Origin of the sequence: Salinigranum rubrum (assembly GCF_002906575.1) — an archaeon.
GTDB lineage: Archaea > Halobacteriota > Halobacteria > Halobacteriales > Haloferacaceae > Salinigranum > Salinigranum rubrum.
This window is the reverse complement of the sequence record NZ_CP026312.1, coordinates 34796-50697: the sequence shown is the minus strand read 5'-3', so window position 1 is coordinate 50697 and position 15902 is coordinate 34796. Positions and strand designations below refer to the sequence as shown.

The window sequence follows — 15902 nt, the reverse complement described above, 5'->3', positions numbered from 1 at the left end:
CATGACTACCATCAACAGATCATCAGACATCAGCGGCTCCCGACTCGGATCGCTGAGCACCGCTGGCAAGATTCGGTTCGTAGCGTTCACCCTCGTCGCGCTGGCGATTATCATGACCAACCTCGTAATGACGCCCACTTACCTCCTGGTCTCCCCGGCCACCGGGTGGTTCCAGGAGATGGGGATCCACCAGGTCCACGATATGACGGTCGCCGCGCTGATCTGGTTCGCCTTCATCATCCCGATGGCGCTCTTGCTGTATCACCCCACCGACCGCGTCAACACCATCCTGCCACCGCTCGTCGCTGCCGTCTCCATCGCGGTCATGGCGTTCCTCGCAGGCTCATTCCTGTTCGAGGGGTTCTTGATCGGGAGCGCCCTCGCGCTCGCCGCGCTCGTGCTCCACCCGGCAGGCCGCTCGCTCGCCCGGTTCGACCGGGTCGAGTCCCTCGACCGTCGACTCGTTGGGCTGTACGTCATCGCCGCGATTCCCCTGCTGGTCTACGCCGGGTTCGAGGTAGCGAAGCAGATCGGGCGCGTCGACGAGCACGCGCTGTTCGTCCACTACGGCGGGATGGCTGTAGTCGCGTTCCTCGTCGTGCTCATGGGTGCGCTGGCCGTCTTCCGCCGACGCGACTGGCGGTTTGCCACCTGGAGCGCTGGTCTGCTCGCTGGCTACGTTGGGGTCGTGTCGATTGCGTTCCCGACCGGCGAGTCCAGCGTCGGTCCGCTCGCGGGCTCGCTGTTGCTCCTCTGGGCCGTCGTGTTCGTAGCGGGTGTCGAGTACGTCCGCCGTGGCGACGCCGAGGCCATCGAGCCGAGAGCGGAGACCGAGGCCGAACCGGCCTGATCCATCACCACGCAATCACATGTCCGAACTATCTGTCACACCGACAAGGGAAACGATCGACGAACCGACTCACGACCAGGGCCGACCGAGTACGTATACACGTCGACGGGTGCTTCGAACCGGGGCAGCCCTCACCGGGACGGCAGCACTCGGATCGGTAGCAGGGTGTCTCGGTGGACCGGGCAGATCGAAACAGGTCGCCTATCCGCTCGACAGGGACGACCCCACGGTACGGGCGGCCCGCGTGGCCGAAAAGCGGGCGTACGAACACTACGGGCTCGATTTCAGCGAGCATCTCGTCGGGGTACCGGAGTTGGACCTCGAAATCCGGGTCGTCGAGGTCGGGGCAGGCCCGCCGGTCGTCGTGATTCCCGGTGGAATCGGTGAGGGGATGAAGTGGCTCCCGCTCCTTCCCGAATTGGAAGGGTACACCGCATACGTCATGGACCGCCCGGGCGGTGGTCTGAGCGACGGGATCGATCACCGAACACGACCGCTCCGGGAGATAGCTGCGAGTTCGACGAAGGCGCTCTTCGACAACTTCGACCTCGACGAGGCCCCGATCGTCGGAAGTTCGATGGGCGGGCTCTGGACCCTCCGGTTCGCGCTCGCCCACCCGGAGCGCGTGGGACCCATTGCCCTCCTCGGGACGCCCGCGACGTTCCCAGGGGAGAACGTGGACGTGCCCCAGCGTATCGCATCGCTCCCCATGATTAGTGGCGTGATGTTCGAAAACGTCGTCCAACCCGACAATACTGCGGATGTCCGGGAAGGATGGGAACGGAACGGGCATCCGGAGGAGACGGCGACGGGACTCCCGGAAGCGTACGCCGAAGCGACGTATCGGATGGACAACCTGCCGTACTTCACACTCTCCTGGACGAGCCTGATTCAGAGTGTAATGGGGTTCTGGGGAAACCGCCCTGGACCGTCGTTGCAGCCGAAGGACCTCCGGGAGATTCGCTCGCCAGTCCTGCTCCTGTGGGGGGGCAACGATCCGTTCGGGAGCATCGAGACGGGGAGAGCCGGTGCGGAACACTTCCGGGACGCGGAGTTCCACGAAGCGGGGGTTGGACACCTTCCGTGGTTGGATGCCCCCGAAGCCTGTGGTGAGTTGGTTCGTGGATTCCTCGGTGAGAACGCGTGACTATTAGGATACTATGTCGAAAGTAATCAGGGGCCGGATGGCTGCGGAGATAGACGGCGATTTCGTGATCTACATCAACGGATTTCGACTCAACAAGCTCCGGGCCGTCCACAAGTGGATCCGCGCGGGTCGGAAGATAGGTGTGATGTTCGAGGAACTGGCGGCCGACCCCGACAGCGGCTTCCTCGGGTATCAGCCTGCCCTGCAGGGTCTCCGCGGGGGCGGCTCGATCCAATACTGGCGGTCGCTCGAAGACCTCCAGCGGTTTGCACAGGACCCGAACGACATGCACGTCCCGGCCTGGAAGTGGGTCAACGAGAACCTGCAAAACGGTGAAGTCGGCTTCTGGGCCGAGATCTACCTGATCGAGAACGGCAACTACGAGACCTTCTACCGGGACATGCCCCCCAAGGGATTGGGCAGTCTGACAGAACTTGTCCCGATGGCGGAGCACACGCGCCGTTTTGGCATGACGACGGGGCGCTCGATACCGGGCGACGGGCACCGATCGGAGGATGCCGATGACAATGAATAGCGGAGCCAGGGAGTGACCTTCGCTTCAGAAACAGGGACCGTACCGTTCTATGTCGTACCGCGCTGCTGAACTCATCCTCTGTCTCTCGCACGCCGGTTCTATCAGGTAGCGAGGGTTTCAACAGAACCTATTCTACAGGTTTTCAAGGCGAGTGCCTCGGGACTTGACTCCGAGGAAGTTCACGATTCAGCGGCAGCGGATTGTGACGCCGTGTCGGCGTACGTCTCCCTGAACTCCCCGATCAACTGTCCCATCTTGGCGTACCAGTCGTTGAGGAGTCGCTGCATTTCGTCGGCGATGACATCGGGATCAGTCGGTCGATATACGTGGTAGTACCCACCCTGTTCGTAGTTGATCTGCTCTTTTTGGACGAATCCCGTCTGCATCAGTCGCCGGACCGACCGGTACGCAGTCGAGCGTTCACGGTCGATCTGCTCCGCGATCTCGTCCACGGTCAGAGAGTCGTCACTCTGTGTCACCACTCGAAAGACTTCCTTGTCCAGTTCTTTCAGCCCGTGGAAACACTCCAACAACCCCTCACAGGTCATGTCCTGTCGGAGGAGCTCGCTCATCGAATCGGTCATCGAGACGAAATAGGGACGCTGGAGGAAAAAGCGTTTGCACGAGAAAGACAATACTGTGCGAGACCGGGAATCGCTGTGCCGACCCAGCCGGCTGCGAAAGCCTGTCCAGACGTTCGATGGTCCCTTTATCGAACGAGGAGCGCGTCGTCGAGTTCCATGTAGGGATGCCCGTAGCCACAGTCGGTGAGACAGCTGAGTGTGTAGTCCCCGCGCTGGGGGTGGTGAGTCGTGCTACCGTCGGCGACGTGGCATCCCCGGGGAGTGGAACCGGGTGGAGCATCATCCCGCCACCCATCCCACCCCCCATATTCCGGCCTGACGGCCTGACGGCCAGACTGTGGTTGGGATACCGTCGGTTCGCGACTTCGAGCGCCTCGTGGAGGTCGCCACCGGACGGTGACGGAATCTGTTCTTCGTTCCGCGCCTCGAGCGTCTCGTGGTCGGGAACTGCATCGCGCACGGCGACCGGCAGCGCCTCCAGTGCTCTTCCTGCACCCGTGTTGAACGCCACGATCTCGACGACATCACCGCGGTTGACCTCCCACTGTGTTTGTTCGGTACCGGTCTCGTCGAGCAGGACGAACCCCCAGTGGTACGAGCCGACGTACAGCGTCACGTCTGCTTCTCTCCGAGCGCCGGGTGTCCCGGTGAAGACACAGCCAGCGAGCGCAACGGTCGCGCCAGCAGCGGTCGAGAGGAACGCACGGCGACCGAGTGAAGACGTCACCTGAATCACTCGCTCGATTCGAGCGTCTCCCGGCGTCGCTCGAACTCCTCGTCGGAGAGGTCGCCTCTCGCGTACGCGACTCGAAGCTCCTCGAGTGCCGTGTCGTGTGACTGTTGCTGGTCGAGAACGCGGCGAACGAGCAGGTAGCCGCCACCGAGGAGCACGAGCAGGACGGCGAGCTGCAGGACGATCCCGAGAACGCCGAACCCCCCACTCCCGCCGTACGGTCCGCTCATCATCCCACCGAAGCCCATACCGCCGTACCCCATCATGCCGCCGAAGCCCATCATCACGATGGGCCAGAGGACGACCACGCCCAGCAGGACGAGTAAGAGCGTCGTGAGGTCGCGCTGGCTCGTCTCCACCATCGTCAGTACGACCCCGCTTCGACGGCGGCCAAGACGCGCTCGAAGCGCCCGTGGACCTCGGAGGCGACCGAGTCGAGTGCTGGGTTGTCCGCAACGCCCACCAGCCGTTCTGGGTCGACAGCCCGAACGGCGACCTCGTCGTCGTCGGTCTCGTACACCACCACGTTACACGGGAGCAGCGCGCCGAGCCCGAGCTCTTCTTCGAGCGCCTGATGCGCCAGTGTGGGATTACACGCTCCGAGAATACGGTAGCTGCGGAACTCCTCGTCGAGTTTCTGCTTGAGCGTCTCCCGAACGTCGATGTCACAGAGGACGCCGAATCCTTCGTCTTCGAGCGCATCGACCGTCGCGTCGACGACCGCGTCGAACTCCCCGTCGACGGAGGTCTGCATTGTATAGTGCATACGATACAATATTGATGGGGCGAGGATAAATGGCTTGCGGCGTGACGACTGGTCCCTCGAACCATGGAAGGGTTACTGTCGGAGCGAGTGCAGGAGGACGAGGAACCCGAGCCCGATTGCGACCGACTCGACGATGTGGACAACGGCGAGATCGAGCCCGGCGAATTCGAACAGGACGCCTTCGAGGAAGACGCCGACGGTGATGATGCCGAACCCGAGTGTCGCGTTCCGCATATAGGGCGTCCCCGTCCGTCGGTACGCCTGGAGACTATAGTACGTGATGAGCACACCCAGCAGGAGGACGAGCACGCGAACGAGGACGAGAATCGCAGTCGCGGTGTCGACCATCAGCTATCCCTCCATTTCCCTCGGCCCGCCGTAGAGTGCATACAGGATAGTGAGCATCCCGATGGCGACGATGGCCGTTGCGATGGTCGCTGCATCCGAGAGGGTGAGTCCGACGACATCGAACAGGATGCCCTCGATGACGGCCCCGAAGCTGACGAACACGAAGCCGATGGCGACGTACAGCATCGGTCGACTGTTGTTGCGGCGGTAGCCTCGGTAGGCCTGATAAGCGATCAGAAACCCGAGGACCATCGTGACGAACTTCGCGATGATGAGTTCAGCGTGCATGGTTACTCGTTTCTCATTTCGTCCCAGATGCGGGTGAACCGGTCGGCGGCGTCCTCGCGCAGTTCAACGCGCACGTCGAACCCCGTCTCTCGGAGTTCGACATCGACTCCTTCGAGTTGCGCTTCGTACTCGCTGTAGTGGTGGCCGTCAGGGTCGACGTGGGTGTGTTCTTCGAGGAGGTCGTGCTCCAGCAGGATGTTGACCCGGCGGGACACGGTGGAGACAGACATATCGCACTCTTCGCTGAGCGCCTTCGCTGAGAGCCGCTCGCGACGAGTCGCCTCAAGGATCGCGCGTGCATAGTCGTCGTCGAGGATGGCGAAGATCGCCGACGTGTCCCGCTCCTCGTTCACAACTCACGTTTCTTCGGAGGAGTATATAAAGAAACGGCGATTTGCTGAGTCAGCAAATCTGGTTGGCGGTCTTTATGACCAGCCCGTGTAGGCTCACATGCAAGGTGACCGATGCTATGACCGACCCACTCACGCGCCGACGGATGCTCCAGCTGACCGGTGGTGCAGCGGCTGTTGGGCTCGCGGGTTGTACCGGGACGCAAACCAACGATGGGGCGGCGAACGGCACGCCGACCGACACCGAACACGACGACAGCACCGCGGAATCCGAACACAGCGAGGACGAGAGCGGCCACGACGACGGGGAGGATGGCCACGACGAGGCGGTCGGCGCACCCACGGATACGGCCGAGGTGCGGATGATCACCGAGGACGGCGGCTACCACTTCGAGCCCCACGTCGTGCGGGTGAACGTCGGGGGAACCGTCACCTGGAACAACGAGAGTGGGAGTCACTCGACGACCGCCTACCACCCCGACAACGACCAGCCCCAGCTCGTTCCCGACGGCGCAGCCACGTGGGACAGCGGCATCGTCTCCGAGCAGGGTGCGACGTTCGAACACACCTTCGAGACCGAGGGCGTCTACCACTACTACTGTACGCCCCACGAGAGCCTCGGGATGATCGGCAGTGTCATCGTCGGCGAGCCGGACCCCCACGAGCAGGTCGCACTCGAAGAGCCGCCGGCCGACAAGCCCGAGCGCGTCCGCGAGAAGCTCGACGAGCTGAACGGGATGATCCAGACGGCACTCGGCGACGACCACGAAGAGGACAGCCAGTAGACCCACATAGCTTTGCCACCGTAGCAAGCACTTCCCATCAGGGCCGAGGAGCGTCGACGGATGGGCATTTCAACACAGCAACAAGATCGACCACCCGCGCTCTGGGCACTCATCGCGACGATTGGTGTGCTCGGCGTGTCGGGGATTGTCGGTGGCGGACAGTTCATCCTCGCACCCTCGGGGCGTCTTATCGGCATTTCGCCGACGCTTCTGGCTAACTCGCCGTTCGAGAGCTATCTGGTTCCCGGTCTCATTCTGTTCAGTATCCTTGGCGTGTTCCCGCTGGTCGTCGTGTACGGCCTCTTCCGTCGAAAACGATGGGCGTGGCCGGCGGCCATCGCCGTCGGCGTCGCGCTCGTCGTCTGGGTCCTCGTCGAAGGGGTCGTCATCGGATTCGGGAAACGGTTGCAGTATCCCCACCTCGTCCAGGGTGTGGTGATCGTCGGTCTTGCAGTACTTCCCTCTGTTCGAGCGGCTCTCAGATGAGTACGTTGTACCCGACGTGGGCGAATGCGAGGGCGAGATACCCGAGCACGAGCGCCGCCAGGGTTCGCCGAGAGAGTGATGGGAGCCCGATGTCGTCGGAGCCGTGAATTCGCTCGCCGAGCGCGTACGCGAACCGCCCGGCGAGTAACGCGAACGGCAGGTGGACGAACACCAGCGGGAGCACGAGCGAGTCGAACCGGACTGTCGCCTCCAGCCGCGACAGATACTCGAGTTTGAGCACGAGTTCGAGGAGCGCAACGGTCAGCCCGGAGGCCACGGTCGCGAGTAGTCCCTCTGTTTTCGAGAGGAGAGTCCCCCGACGGTAACTCCAGCCGTAGAAGACGAGTATCAGCGGGACGAATCGGACGAACGCTTCTTCGACGAGTCCGACTAGGAGTGTCCAGGTGGCGACAGCCGTCGCTCCGAGCAAGAGGAGTTCGAACTGATAGGCGATCCACACGCCGACCCCGGTCACGACGCTGCTCACACCCACGAGCCCGACCAGTGACCGATCCTGGAGCGTCATACGTGGTGACGAGACTGTGTCTATCCGTCGGTGCGCGACCGAGATAGGCGTACCCGTTCGGAAACGTGTGCTGCAAAGAGTCTTTAGTATCGCGCCCCTGTTACACTGTAGCACGGAATTAGAGCGCAACCACCTGACACACCATCATGTCCTCCGACAACTCAGCTGCCGTCTCTCGACCGTCCGATACGGAGCGCGACGTGATCGGTCGGGTCGAAGAGACGCTCTTGTCACGGCGGGGGTTCCTCGCAGGACTCGGCCTCGGGGGCGGCGGCGCTGGGGCGGTTCTCGGCCTCACGCGAGCGGGAGAAGGGTTTCAGTCGCTGGCGACGCTTGCGGGTGGGGCCACGCTTCCCGCACCAACACGGTACTATCTCCCAGCAGTCGACGGCTCCGACGACGGCCTCGTCGTCCCGTTCGAGGTGGAGTTCACCGACGGGGAGGGTGAGCTATTTGTGAATCTGAACGGGATCGAGGTCCGTCACGACCTCCAGCTTGCGCTCCGAGAGGCGAGGGAGGCGGCCACGCGTCTCACGGGGGGTTCGCTCACCAACACGGCGACGCACGTCACGTTCGAGTCCCCCTCCTCTGGCGTGCTCGCACTCCGCGGGAAGAGCTGGGAGGCCGGGCTCACCGTCGCACTCGTCGCCAGTCTCCGCCAGCGGTCACTCTCACAGGAGACGCTCATCACGGGAATCGTCGACGACGCAGGCGCGTTGCTCCCCGTCGGCGGGATCGAGACGAAAGCCCGCGCCGCGCGAGCAGTCGGCGCACGGGAGCTGATCGTCCCGGCGGGCGCACCGACGGACGTGGCTGTTCAAGGGCTCCGAATCGTCGAATCCCCCTCGATTACAGATGCACTCGACCGGATTCTGTGACCGGAGCGCCCCACGACCGACTAGAGTCATGGGAGCGCTAATCCAGTCGTCAGATCGCTCACGGGAAACGATTCAAGAGCCAGGTCGGCGTAGCTCAGGGTATGGTTGAAATCGATCCCTTCGACGCGATACGCGAGCTCGAGTTCGACGGGGATACCTACCAGATGGCGGACCTCACCGCCCTCGAAGAGGCGGGGCTCTGCGAACTGGATCATCTGCCGGTCAGCATCCGCGTCCTCCTCGAATCCGTCCTCCGGAACGTCGACGGCGACACGATCTCCGCCGAGGACGTTCGGAACGTCGCGTCGTGGCAACCTGACGTGCCGGACGTCGAGCTCCCGTTCACACCGTCGCGGGTCGTCTTGCAGGACCTCACCGGTGTTCCTGCCGTCGTCGACCTCGCAGCGCTCCGCTCCGCAGTTGACCGGAAGGGAAAGGATTCTGCCGTCGTCGAGCCAGAGATTCCAATCGACCTCGTGATTGACCACAGCGTGCAGGTCGACTTCTTCGGGAGCGAGGACGCCTACGAGCGCAACGTCGAACTGGAGTACGAACGCAACGGCGAGCGCTATCGAGCGCTCAAGTGGGCACAGCAGGCGTTCGACGACTTCCGCGTTGTCCCGCCGGGGACGGGCATCGTCCACCAGGTGAATCTCGAGTATCTGGGTCGCGTCGTCCACGCTCGTGAGCGCGACGGCGAGAACTGGCTCCTCCCCGATACGCTCGTCGGCACGGACAGCCACACGCCGATGATCGGCGGCATCGGCGTCGTCGGCTGGGGGGTCGGTGGTATCGAAGCCGAAGCCGCGATGCTCGGCCAGCCCATCACGATGAAACTTCCCGAGGTGGTCGGCGTCCGTCTCACCGGCGAACTTCCGGAGGGCGCGACCGCGACCGACCTCGTGCTGCACGTCACCGAACAGCTTCGCGAGGTTGGGGTCGTCGACCGATTCGTCGAGTTCTTCGGGCCGGGCGTCGCGAACCTGACCGTTCCCGATCGGGCGACCATCGCGAACATGGCCCCCGAGCAGGGCTCGACCATCTCGATGTTCGGCGTCGACGAGGCGACGTTGGACTACCTCGAACTCACTGGCCGCGAGGAGAAACACATCGAACTGGTTCGTGAATATCTCGACGCACAGGGGCTGTTCGGTGAACAGAATCCCGAGTACACTGAGACGGTCGAACTCGACCTCTCGACGATCACCCCGAGTCTCGCTGGCCCGAAGCGCCCGCAGGACCGCGTCCCGATGGAAGACATGAAGACCCACTTCCGGGGGCTGGTTCACGGCGAACTCGAGGACGAACTCGACGATGTCGACGAAGACGCGCTCACTCGATGGCTCGGCGAAAGCAGCGCTTCCGACGACGACCGGCCCGACCCCGATCTGCCGGAGCCGGATGTCGGTGACCTCAACAAACGCGTCGAAGTCGACGTGAACGGCGAGACGACCGAAATCGGACACGGGAGCGTCGTCGTCAGTGCCATCACCAGCTGTACAAACACGTCGAACCCGTCCGTGATGCTCGCAGCTGGCTTGCTCGCCCGCAACGCCGTCGAGCGTGGGCTCGATGTCCCGGCGTACGTCAAGACCAGTCTCGCACCGGGTAGTCGCGTCGTCACCGAATATCTCGAAGCGTCGGGCCTGCTCCCCTATCTTGAGGACCTCGGCTACAACGTCGTCGGCTACGGCTGTACGACCTGTATCGGGAACGCCGGTCCACTTCCCGAACCCATCGAGCGTGCAATCGACGAGCACGACCTCTGGACGACGAGCGTGCTCTCCGGGAACCGGAACTTCGAGGCGCGCATTCACCCGAAAGTGCGGGCGAACTACCTCGCCAGCCCACCGCTCGTCGTCGCCTATGGACTCGCCGGTCAGATGGACATTGACCTCGAAACGGACCCACTCGGGACGGACGATAACGGAGACCCGGTCTACCTCGCCGACATCTGGCCGGACGCCGACGAAATCCACACGGCGGTCCATGAGAGCGTGGACGCTTCGATGTTCGAGGAAAAGTACGCCGAGGTGTTCGAGGGTGACGAACGCTGGGAGGCGCTCGATGCGCCGAGCGGGGACGTCTACGAGTGGAACGACTCCTCGACGTATATCCGCGAGCCGCCCTTTTTCAAGGACTTCCCGCTGGAGAAACCGAGTGTCGCGAATATCGAAGACGCCAGCACGCTGATGCTGCTCGGCGATACGGTCACAACCGACCACATCAGCCCGGCAGGACCGTTCTCTCGCGAGCTACCGGCCGGTGAGTGGCTCGTCGAGCAGGGCGTCGAACCCAACGAGTTCAACACCTACGGTGCCCGTCGGGGCAACCACGAGGTGATGATGCGCGGCACCTTCGCCAACGTCCGCATCGAGAACGAGATGCTCGACGACGTTGAGGGCGGCTACACGATTCACCAGCCGACGGGCGAGCAGACGACCGTCTTCGAGGCGAGCCGCCGCTATCGAGCGGACGACACGCCGCTCGTCGTGTTCGCCGGCGAGGAACTCGGCACTGGGTCGAGTCGCGACTGGGCCGCGAAGGGGACCGACCTCCTGGGCGTTCGTGCCACCATCGCCGAAAGTTACGAACGGATCTTCCGAGACAACCTCGTCGGCATGGGTGTCCTCCCGCTCCAGTTCGCCGAGGGCGACTCGTGGGAATCGCTCGGTCTCGATGGCTCGGAACGGGTTGCGATTCACGGCCTTGACGACGGTCTTGATGTGAACGAGGAACTCACAGTCGTTGCAGAACGCGCCGACGGCTCGACGGTCGAATTCCCGGTCACGGCGCAGGTCGGGACGCCTGCGGCCGTTCGATACGTTGAGAACGGTGGCATCCTTCATCTGGTGCTCCGTCGGTTGCTCACGGAGGAGTAGCCCACCTCTCTCCAGAGCAACGTATCGTATCGTACACCCGGTGGGCAGGTTATATACCGTTCTCCGAACCAGAGCGGTTCGTCATGATAACACCGCTAATCAGCATCAGCACCGCGAGTCCGACCATACCGAGGTCCCACCCCATACCGGCGGTCATCGTCGATCCCATACCACCGGTCATTCCGCCATCCATTCCGGACCCCATACCACTTCCCATACCCCAGTTCGCGTTGCCGGTAACACCAACCAGCGCCTGGTTGAGCAACATCACGAGTGAATACCCGATCATCAGGGGACCACTCGCGTTCCCGAGCCGATCCACATAGGGCGTCAGCAGGACGACACCGTGGACGACCACGACGACGCCGAGCAGGGCCATGAGGAGTCCGCTGTTCGAGCCCATCATCCCGGTGCCACCAGTCGCTGAGATCAGCGAGTAGAGGCCCGAGACGAGTGCGATTGCCGCGCCGTACTGCCGTATTGTATCGTTGGTGTTCATCGAATCCATTGTTAGACTCCGAGCATCATCCGAAGTGACCCACGGACGCCCATCGGAAGCCCGATCGCCCCGATGAAGAACGTCATGAGCCACCACCAGGTGTGACTCATCTCGTCTTTCGCGTCCGCAAGGTACCAGACGATCCCGCCGGTCACGAGGAGTTTGAGCACGAACGTCGATCCGGAGAAGCCAGTCGCTTGATAGACGAAATTCGTGATGACCAGCTTCGGGGAATAGCCGAGGAACGTGACGCCGATGAGATTCTGTGCGGCGTCCCACGTCTGTCCGAAGACGGCCAGCAGGAAGAGTGGGTGCCGGAGCTGTGTGCCGTCGACGAAGTTCGTCCCCCAGTAGTAGAGCGCGGTCACGCCGAGGGCGATCCCCGTCGTCGCGACCGGCACCCACAGGCGGAGTGGAGCCGTCGTTGAGAGCCCGTACCAGAGTGCCCATCCGACGGCTCCGACAGCCCAGACCGATCCGACGAGTCCGACCGTCGACGGGACGGACCCAATATCCCGGTCGCGTGCGAGTGCTCCGACGCCGAGTGAGAGGACAGTGACGGCGGTGACGACGAAGTAGATCGACGGCGTGATGAACCACACCGCGTAGTCGCCGAGCAGTCCGATATCCTCGAGGGCGCGCATCGCCCCGCCGGCGACGATGATCGGCGCGAACCCGTACGCGAGTCGAGTGTCGAACGAAACGTTCAGGGCGTCGAGATACGCTCGGAGGCCGGGGAGGCTGTACACGACTGCCGCGAGATAGGTCACCGTGTTCACGGCGTTGTATCCGCTGACGGCCCGTATTCCCTCGTGCGTGACTGGTTGGCCGGCAGCGTCGGCGACGACCGGGCCCCAGAGGTACTGCCAGACGAATCGGTCGTAGACGAGCGTCGGGAACGCGAGGAGTACAGCACCGATGAGGGCGACCGGGGCAAGCAGAAACAGCACCCACCACTCCCGAGTCCCGGTGTCGGGGAGGACGGTTTCGACGCGCCGAGTGACGGTGCTCACGACTCGTTCACCTCTACTCGCCACGTGATACTTTTCGAGCGCCCCCACTGTTCGAGCGACACGTCGGTGAGGTCGTCTTGGAGTTGACTCAGATACTGTGCGACGGCTTTCGGCGATCCATCGAGATCGCTAGCGATATCCCGAGCCCGAAGATACGTGGGCTCGGTATCGGCCGTCTCAACGAGGTACGCGTGCACCGTGCGGCGGGAAATAGATGACATGGATCAAGTGGCTTTGGCGTTCAGCGGAGTTTTCCGAGCAGTTTGTAGTCGTGATCGGGGTGTACCGGCGGAACAGCAGGCTGTTCGACAGCACCGACACGCTGGAGAACGCCATCGCGCCGGCCGCAAGCACGGGCTGGAGCAGGCCCAGCGACGCCAGCGGGATCATCGCGGTGTTGTAGCCGAGTGCCCACACGAGGTTCTGCTTAATCTTCGCGAGCGTGGCGTCCGAGATACGGATGGCTTTCACCACGTCGAGCGGATCGTCGCGCATCAGCGTCACGTCCGCCGCCTCGATGGCGACATCCGTCCCTGAGCCGATGGCCGTGCCGACGTACGCGACGGCGAGCGCAGGCGCATCGTTGACGCCGTCACCGACCATCATCGCCTTCCGGCCTTCGTCCTGAATGGCCTCGACCGCGTCGGACTTGTCCTCGGGGAGGACCTCCGCGCGGACGTTCTCGGGGTCGATGCCGACTTGCTCGGCGACCGCGCGGGCGGTCCGCTCGTTGTCGCCGGTGATCATCATCACGTCGACGCCGCGTTCCTGCAGCTGGCTCACGGCGTCTTTCGCACTTTCTTTGACCGTGTCGGCATCGGCGACCACACCCACGAGTTCATCCTCGTAGGCGACGAGCATCGCCGTCTTCCCCTCGTTCTCGAGGCGTTCCATCGTCTCCTGGGCGGGCGATGGGTCGATCCCGTTGTCCCGGAGCAGCTTCCGATTCCCGACCAGCACCTCACTGTTACCGACGGTCGCTTTGATGCCGTGGCCCGGGACGTTCTCGAAGCTTTCGGGGTCGGTCACGTCGATGCCACGATCTCTGGCACCGTCGACGATAGCGCGAGCGAGCGGATGTTCGCTCCCGCTCTCGGCGGTGGCTGCCAGCCGCAGCACGTCGTCCTCGCTGAGTCGCTCCTGTGCAGTTAGCTGGCCCCCATCGGCGGCAGGGTCCCCACCGTCTGCAACCGGTTGGCCGTCTCCGTTGAAGACGACCACGTCGGTCAGCTCCATCTCGCCTTTCGTGAGCGTGCCCGTCTTATCGAAGACCACCGTGTCGACGTCCTTCGCCCGTTCGAGGATGTCGCCGCCCTTGAACAGGACGCCGTTCTGTGCGCCGATAGTCGTTCCAACCATCGTCGCCGCCGGCGTTGCGAGTCCGAGCGCACAGGGACAGGCGATGAGCACCGACGACGCGAAGACGATGATAGAGAACTCGAAGACCGATACGCCGCCGGCAGCGACGGGACCGCCAGCAACGAGGCTCCAAAGCGGAAGCGCGTCGACAACTCCGACGAGGACTTCGGGGAACAGATACCAGACGACGCCCCAGAGAACGGCGTTCGCGATGACTGCCGGCACGAAGTACGCCGAGATGCGGTCTGCGAGGTTCTGGATGTCGGGCTGGCGCGACTGGGCTTCCTTGACCGTCTGAACGATCTGCTGGAGCGCCGTGTCCTTGCCGACCTTCGTCGCCTCCACGACGAGCACGCCGTTCTCGTTGATAGTCGACCCGACCACCTCGTCGCCCTCGCTCTTCTCGACAGGGACGGACTCGCCGGTCACCATCGACTCGTCCACAGCCGACTGCCCGTCGACGACGACGCCGTCAGTCGGAATCTGCTCACCGGGTCGGACCTTCATCCGGTCGCCCACCTCGACGTCCTCAAGCGGGATCTCCTCCTCGTTGCCGTCCTCGTCGACGATAGTGGCCGTCTCGGCCTCCATTTCGAGGAGCTTCCGAAGCGCTTCGCCGGCCTGACCCTTCGAGCGAGCTTCGAGGTAGTTGCCCAGCGTGATGAACACGAGGATGAGCGCCGCCGTGTCGAAGTACAGCCCGCCGGCGATTACGCCGAGCAAGACTGCGACGGAGTAGACGTACGCAGTGGTCGAGCCCAGCGCGATCAGCACGTCCATGTTGGCGCGACCGTTCTTCACGAGCGCCTTGTAGGAGTTCTTGTAGAACGGCCAGCCGAGTACCAGCTGAACGGGCGTCGCCAGCAGGAACTCTGCCCAGCCGAATTCGATCCCGAGAATCGTTTCTGGGAGGACGCCACCACCGAGCAGGAACTTCTCGGCGAGGAAGAACAGCATCGGGGCCGCGAGCGCCGCACCGAACAGCGTCAGCCGTAACTGTCGCCTGATCTCCTCCTGCCGGGCCGCCTCTCTCGCGTCACCTCCTGATCCATCTCCAGTTTCGGCGTCCTCGCGAACGGGTGAGTAGCCAGCGTCCTCGATAGCGTCGTAGAAGTCCGTGAGGCTCGCCTCGGCCGGGTTGTACGTGACCTGTGCCTCGTCGGTCGCGAAGTTCACGTCCGCTGTGACGACACCGGGAGTCCGTTCGAGCGCGTCCTGCACCGTCTCCGAGCAGTTCGCACACGACATGTCCGTGATACCGATGCTCACCGAATCCGTGACCGGTGAGTAGCCAGCGTCCTCGATAGTATCGAATATTTGGCCGAGTGAAACGTTGTCCGGGTCGTACTCGACACTCCCCTCGTCGGTCGCGAAATTGATGTTCGCCTCCGAGACGCCATCTACGGACTCGACGGCGTCAGTGATGGTTTGCGAGCAGTTCGCGCAACTCATCCCCTGGATGTCGATGTGGCTTTTCCGCGTACTCATTACATACTCATACGGCCCCCTTCTTCAATCGGTTTGTCCTTTCAGATGTTCGGTGAATGAGGGTGTGAAATTTCGAATCCAAAGCAGTCTAGTAGATCTTGAACGTGTCATAGAACTCTTGTTGTACTTTTTGAAGTGACTGAAGTGATAGATACAGGGAGTGTAGTCAGCAATCGAACATTTCTCCCTTCACCCAAAGAAAGGCTGGTAGAAGATTGATATTTCGTCGGGATGACCCAGACACGTGCTGTTACAAGCGCACCCCGGTGGGTCGTTTCCGGATATGATTAGTCTGGGAGACGTTTTCATCGTATTTCTAGCGCTTGCTGTGGTGGGCTACCTCCTATATCGGTATTTTTGGTCATAGACACGCACATCTATCTAA

18 protein-coding genes and 1 pseudogene are annotated in these 15902 nt (G+C 62.9%); 7 read left to right on the top strand and 12 right to left on the bottom strand.

Annotated features, from left to right (window positions below):
- Position 1 precedes the first annotated feature (1 nt).
- The 3 genes from C2R22_RS23435 to C2R22_RS23425 all read left to right on the top strand — a co-directional run bounded on the left by C2R22_RS23435 (position 2) and on the right by C2R22_RS23425 (position 2532).
- Positions 2-850, top strand: a complete 849-nt coding sequence (locus tag C2R22_RS23435; RefSeq protein WP_103428177.1) for a hypothetical protein — start codon at positions 2-4, stop codon at positions 848-850.
- Between the two features lie 109 nt (positions 851-959).
- Complete coding sequence (locus C2R22_RS23430; RefSeq protein WP_162562647.1) at positions 960-1997, top strand: alpha/beta fold hydrolase; 1038 nt, start codon at positions 960-962, stop codon at positions 1995-1997.
- 13 nt (positions 1998-2010) lie between these two features.
- On the top strand, positions 2011-2532 hold the full coding sequence (locus C2R22_RS23425; RefSeq protein ID WP_245903117.1) for a DUF4188 domain-containing protein: 522 nt from the start codon (positions 2011-2013) through the stop codon (positions 2530-2532).
- A 179-nt stretch (positions 2533-2711) separates the two neighbouring features.
- Here C2R22_RS23425 and C2R22_RS23420 read toward each other — a convergent pair whose 3' ends face one another.
- The 7 genes from C2R22_RS23420 to C2R22_RS23390 all read right to left on the bottom strand — a co-directional run bounded on the left by C2R22_RS23420 (position 2712) and on the right by C2R22_RS23390 (position 5604).
- Positions 2712-3116 (bottom strand): helix-turn-helix domain-containing protein, encoded by a 405-nt coding sequence (locus tag C2R22_RS23420; protein ID WP_103428174.1) that lies wholly within the window; start codon positions 3114-3116, stop codon positions 2712-2714.
- The gene (locus tag C2R22_RS25455) at positions 3070-3843 is read right to left on the bottom strand and encodes a hypothetical protein (RefSeq protein WP_162562646.1); all 774 of its coding nucleotides are present in this window, start codon (positions 3841-3843) and stop codon (positions 3070-3072) included. The genes C2R22_RS23420 and C2R22_RS25455 overlap by 47 nt, the downstream gene beginning before the upstream one ends.
- A 5-nt stretch (positions 3844-3848) precedes the next feature.
- Positions 3849-4211: an SHOCT domain-containing protein gene (locus C2R22_RS23410; RefSeq protein ID WP_103428172.1), complete on the bottom strand. Its 363-nt coding sequence runs from the start codon at positions 4209-4211 to the stop codon at positions 3849-3851.
- Between the two features lie 2 nt (positions 4212-4213).
- Positions 4214-4615, bottom strand: a complete 402-nt coding sequence (locus tag C2R22_RS23405) for a DUF302 domain-containing protein (protein ID WP_103428171.1) — start codon at positions 4613-4615, stop codon at positions 4214-4216.
- A gap of 72 nt (positions 4616-4687) precedes the next feature.
- A complete protein-coding gene (locus C2R22_RS23400) occupies positions 4688-4963 on the bottom strand; it encodes a DUF7521 family protein (protein ID WP_103428170.1) in 276 nt (91 codons plus the stop codon).
- A 3-nt stretch (positions 4964-4966) separates the two neighbouring features.
- Complete coding sequence (locus tag C2R22_RS23395; RefSeq protein ID WP_103428169.1) at positions 4967-5251, bottom strand: DUF7521 family protein; 285 nt, start codon at positions 5249-5251, stop codon at positions 4967-4969.
- Between the two features lie 2 nt (positions 5252-5253).
- A complete protein-coding gene (locus C2R22_RS23390; RefSeq protein WP_103428168.1) occupies positions 5254-5604 on the bottom strand; it encodes a winged helix-turn-helix domain-containing protein in 351 nt (116 codons plus the stop codon).
- Positions 5605-5720: 116 nt separating this feature from the next.
- On the opposite strand from C2R22_RS23390, the gene C2R22_RS23385 reads away from it, so the two are divergent.
- Positions 5721-6386 carry a plastocyanin/azurin family copper-binding protein gene (locus C2R22_RS23385; RefSeq protein WP_103428246.1) on the top strand — a complete coding sequence of 222 codons (666 nt, stop codon included), beginning with the start codon at positions 5721-5723 and terminating at the stop codon, positions 6384-6386.
- A 60-nt stretch (positions 6387-6446) separates the two neighbouring features.
- Entirely contained in the window at positions 6447-6872 is a 426-nt protein-coding gene (locus C2R22_RS23380; protein ID WP_162562645.1) for a hypothetical protein, read from the top strand.
- Here the strand turns inward: C2R22_RS23380 and C2R22_RS23375 are convergent.
- A complete protein-coding gene (locus C2R22_RS23375) occupies positions 6865-7398 on the bottom strand; it encodes a hypothetical protein (protein WP_103428166.1) in 534 nt (177 codons plus the stop codon). The genes C2R22_RS23380 and C2R22_RS23375 overlap by 8 nt on opposite strands.
- A gap of 146 nt (positions 7399-7544) precedes the next feature.
- Here C2R22_RS23375 and C2R22_RS23370 point away from each other — a divergent pair, with 146 nt between their 5' ends.
- Positions 7545-8276 carry a S16 family serine protease gene (locus tag C2R22_RS23370; RefSeq protein WP_103428165.1) on the top strand — a complete coding sequence of 244 codons (732 nt, stop codon included), beginning with the start codon at positions 7545-7547 and terminating at the stop codon, positions 8274-8276.
- A 101-nt stretch (positions 8277-8377) separates the two neighbouring features.
- A complete protein-coding gene (acnA, locus tag C2R22_RS23365; protein WP_103428164.1) occupies positions 8378-11158 on the top strand; it encodes an aconitate hydratase AcnA in 2781 nt (926 codons plus the stop codon).
- A 49-nt stretch (positions 11159-11207) separates the two neighbouring features.
- On the opposite strand, the gene C2R22_RS23360 is transcribed toward acnA, so the two are convergent.
- From C2R22_RS23360 to C2R22_RS23345, 4 genes and pseudogenes are all read right to left on the bottom strand, one after another.
- Positions 11208-11666, bottom strand: a complete 459-nt coding sequence (locus C2R22_RS23360) for a hypothetical protein (RefSeq protein ID WP_103428163.1) — start codon at positions 11664-11666, stop codon at positions 11208-11210.
- 2 nt (positions 11667-11668) lie between these two features.
- The gene (locus tag C2R22_RS23355; protein ID WP_103428162.1) at positions 11669-12670 is read right to left on the bottom strand and encodes a DUF63 family protein; all 1002 of its coding nucleotides are present in this window, start codon (positions 12668-12670) and stop codon (positions 11669-11671) included.
- Positions 12667-12891: a DUF7123 family protein gene (locus C2R22_RS27715; RefSeq protein WP_103428161.1), complete on the bottom strand. Its 225-nt coding sequence runs from the start codon at positions 12889-12891 to the stop codon at positions 12667-12669. The genes C2R22_RS23355 and C2R22_RS27715 overlap by 4 nt, the downstream gene beginning before the upstream one ends.
- Positions 12892-12911: 20 nt before the next feature.
- Positions 12912-15517, bottom strand: a pseudogene (locus tag C2R22_RS23345) (heavy metal translocating P-type ATPase).
- Between the last annotated feature and the right edge of the window lie 385 nt (positions 15518-15902).

Excerpts from the sequence above, each read along its gene's own strand:
- C2R22_RS23435 (WP_103428177.1), top strand. The coding sequence starts at position 2 with ATGACTACCATCAACAGATCATCAGACATCAGCGGCTCCCGACTCGGA.
- C2R22_RS23425 (WP_245903117.1), top strand. The coding sequence starts at position 2,011 with ATGTCGAAAGTAATCAGGGGCCGGATGGCTGCGGAGATAGACGGCGAT.
- C2R22_RS23420 (WP_103428174.1), bottom strand. The coding sequence starts at position 3,116 with ATGACCGATTCGATGAGCGAGCTCCTCCGACAGGACATGACCTGTGAG.
- C2R22_RS23410 (WP_103428172.1), bottom strand. The coding sequence starts at position 4,211 with ATGGTGGAGACGAGCCAGCGCGACCTCACGACGCTCTTACTCGTCCTG.
- C2R22_RS23405 (WP_103428171.1), bottom strand. The coding sequence starts at position 4,615 with ATGCACTATACAATGCAGACCTCCGTCGACGGGGAGTTCGACGCGGTC.
- C2R22_RS23400 (WP_103428170.1), bottom strand. The coding sequence starts at position 4,963 with ATGGTCGACACCGCGACTGCGATTCTCGTCCTCGTTCGCGTGCTCGTC.
- C2R22_RS23395 (WP_103428169.1), bottom strand. The coding sequence starts at position 5,251 with ATGCACGCTGAACTCATCATCGCGAAGTTCGTCACGATGGTCCTCGGG.
- C2R22_RS23385 (WP_103428246.1), top strand. The coding sequence starts at position 5,721 with ATGACCGACCCACTCACGCGCCGACGGATGCTCCAGCTGACCGGTGGT.
- C2R22_RS23380 (WP_162562645.1), top strand. The coding sequence starts at position 6,447 with ATGGGCATTTCAACACAGCAACAAGATCGACCACCCGCGCTCTGGGCA.
- C2R22_RS23375 (WP_103428166.1), bottom strand. The coding sequence starts at position 7,398 with ATGACGCTCCAGGATCGGTCACTGGTCGGGCTCGTGGGTGTGAGCAGC.
- C2R22_RS23370 (WP_103428165.1), top strand. The coding sequence starts at position 7,545 with ATGTCCTCCGACAACTCAGCTGCCGTCTCTCGACCGTCCGATACGGAG.
- acnA (WP_103428164.1), top strand. The coding sequence starts at position 8,378 with ATGGTTGAAATCGATCCCTTCGACGCGATACGCGAGCTCGAGTTCGAC.
- C2R22_RS23360 (WP_103428163.1), bottom strand. The coding sequence starts at position 11,666 with ATGGATTCGATGAACACCAACGATACAATACGGCAGTACGGCGCGGCA.
- C2R22_RS27715 (WP_103428161.1), bottom strand. The coding sequence starts at position 12,891 with ATGTCATCTATTTCCCGCCGCACGGTGCACGCGTACCTCGTTGAGACG.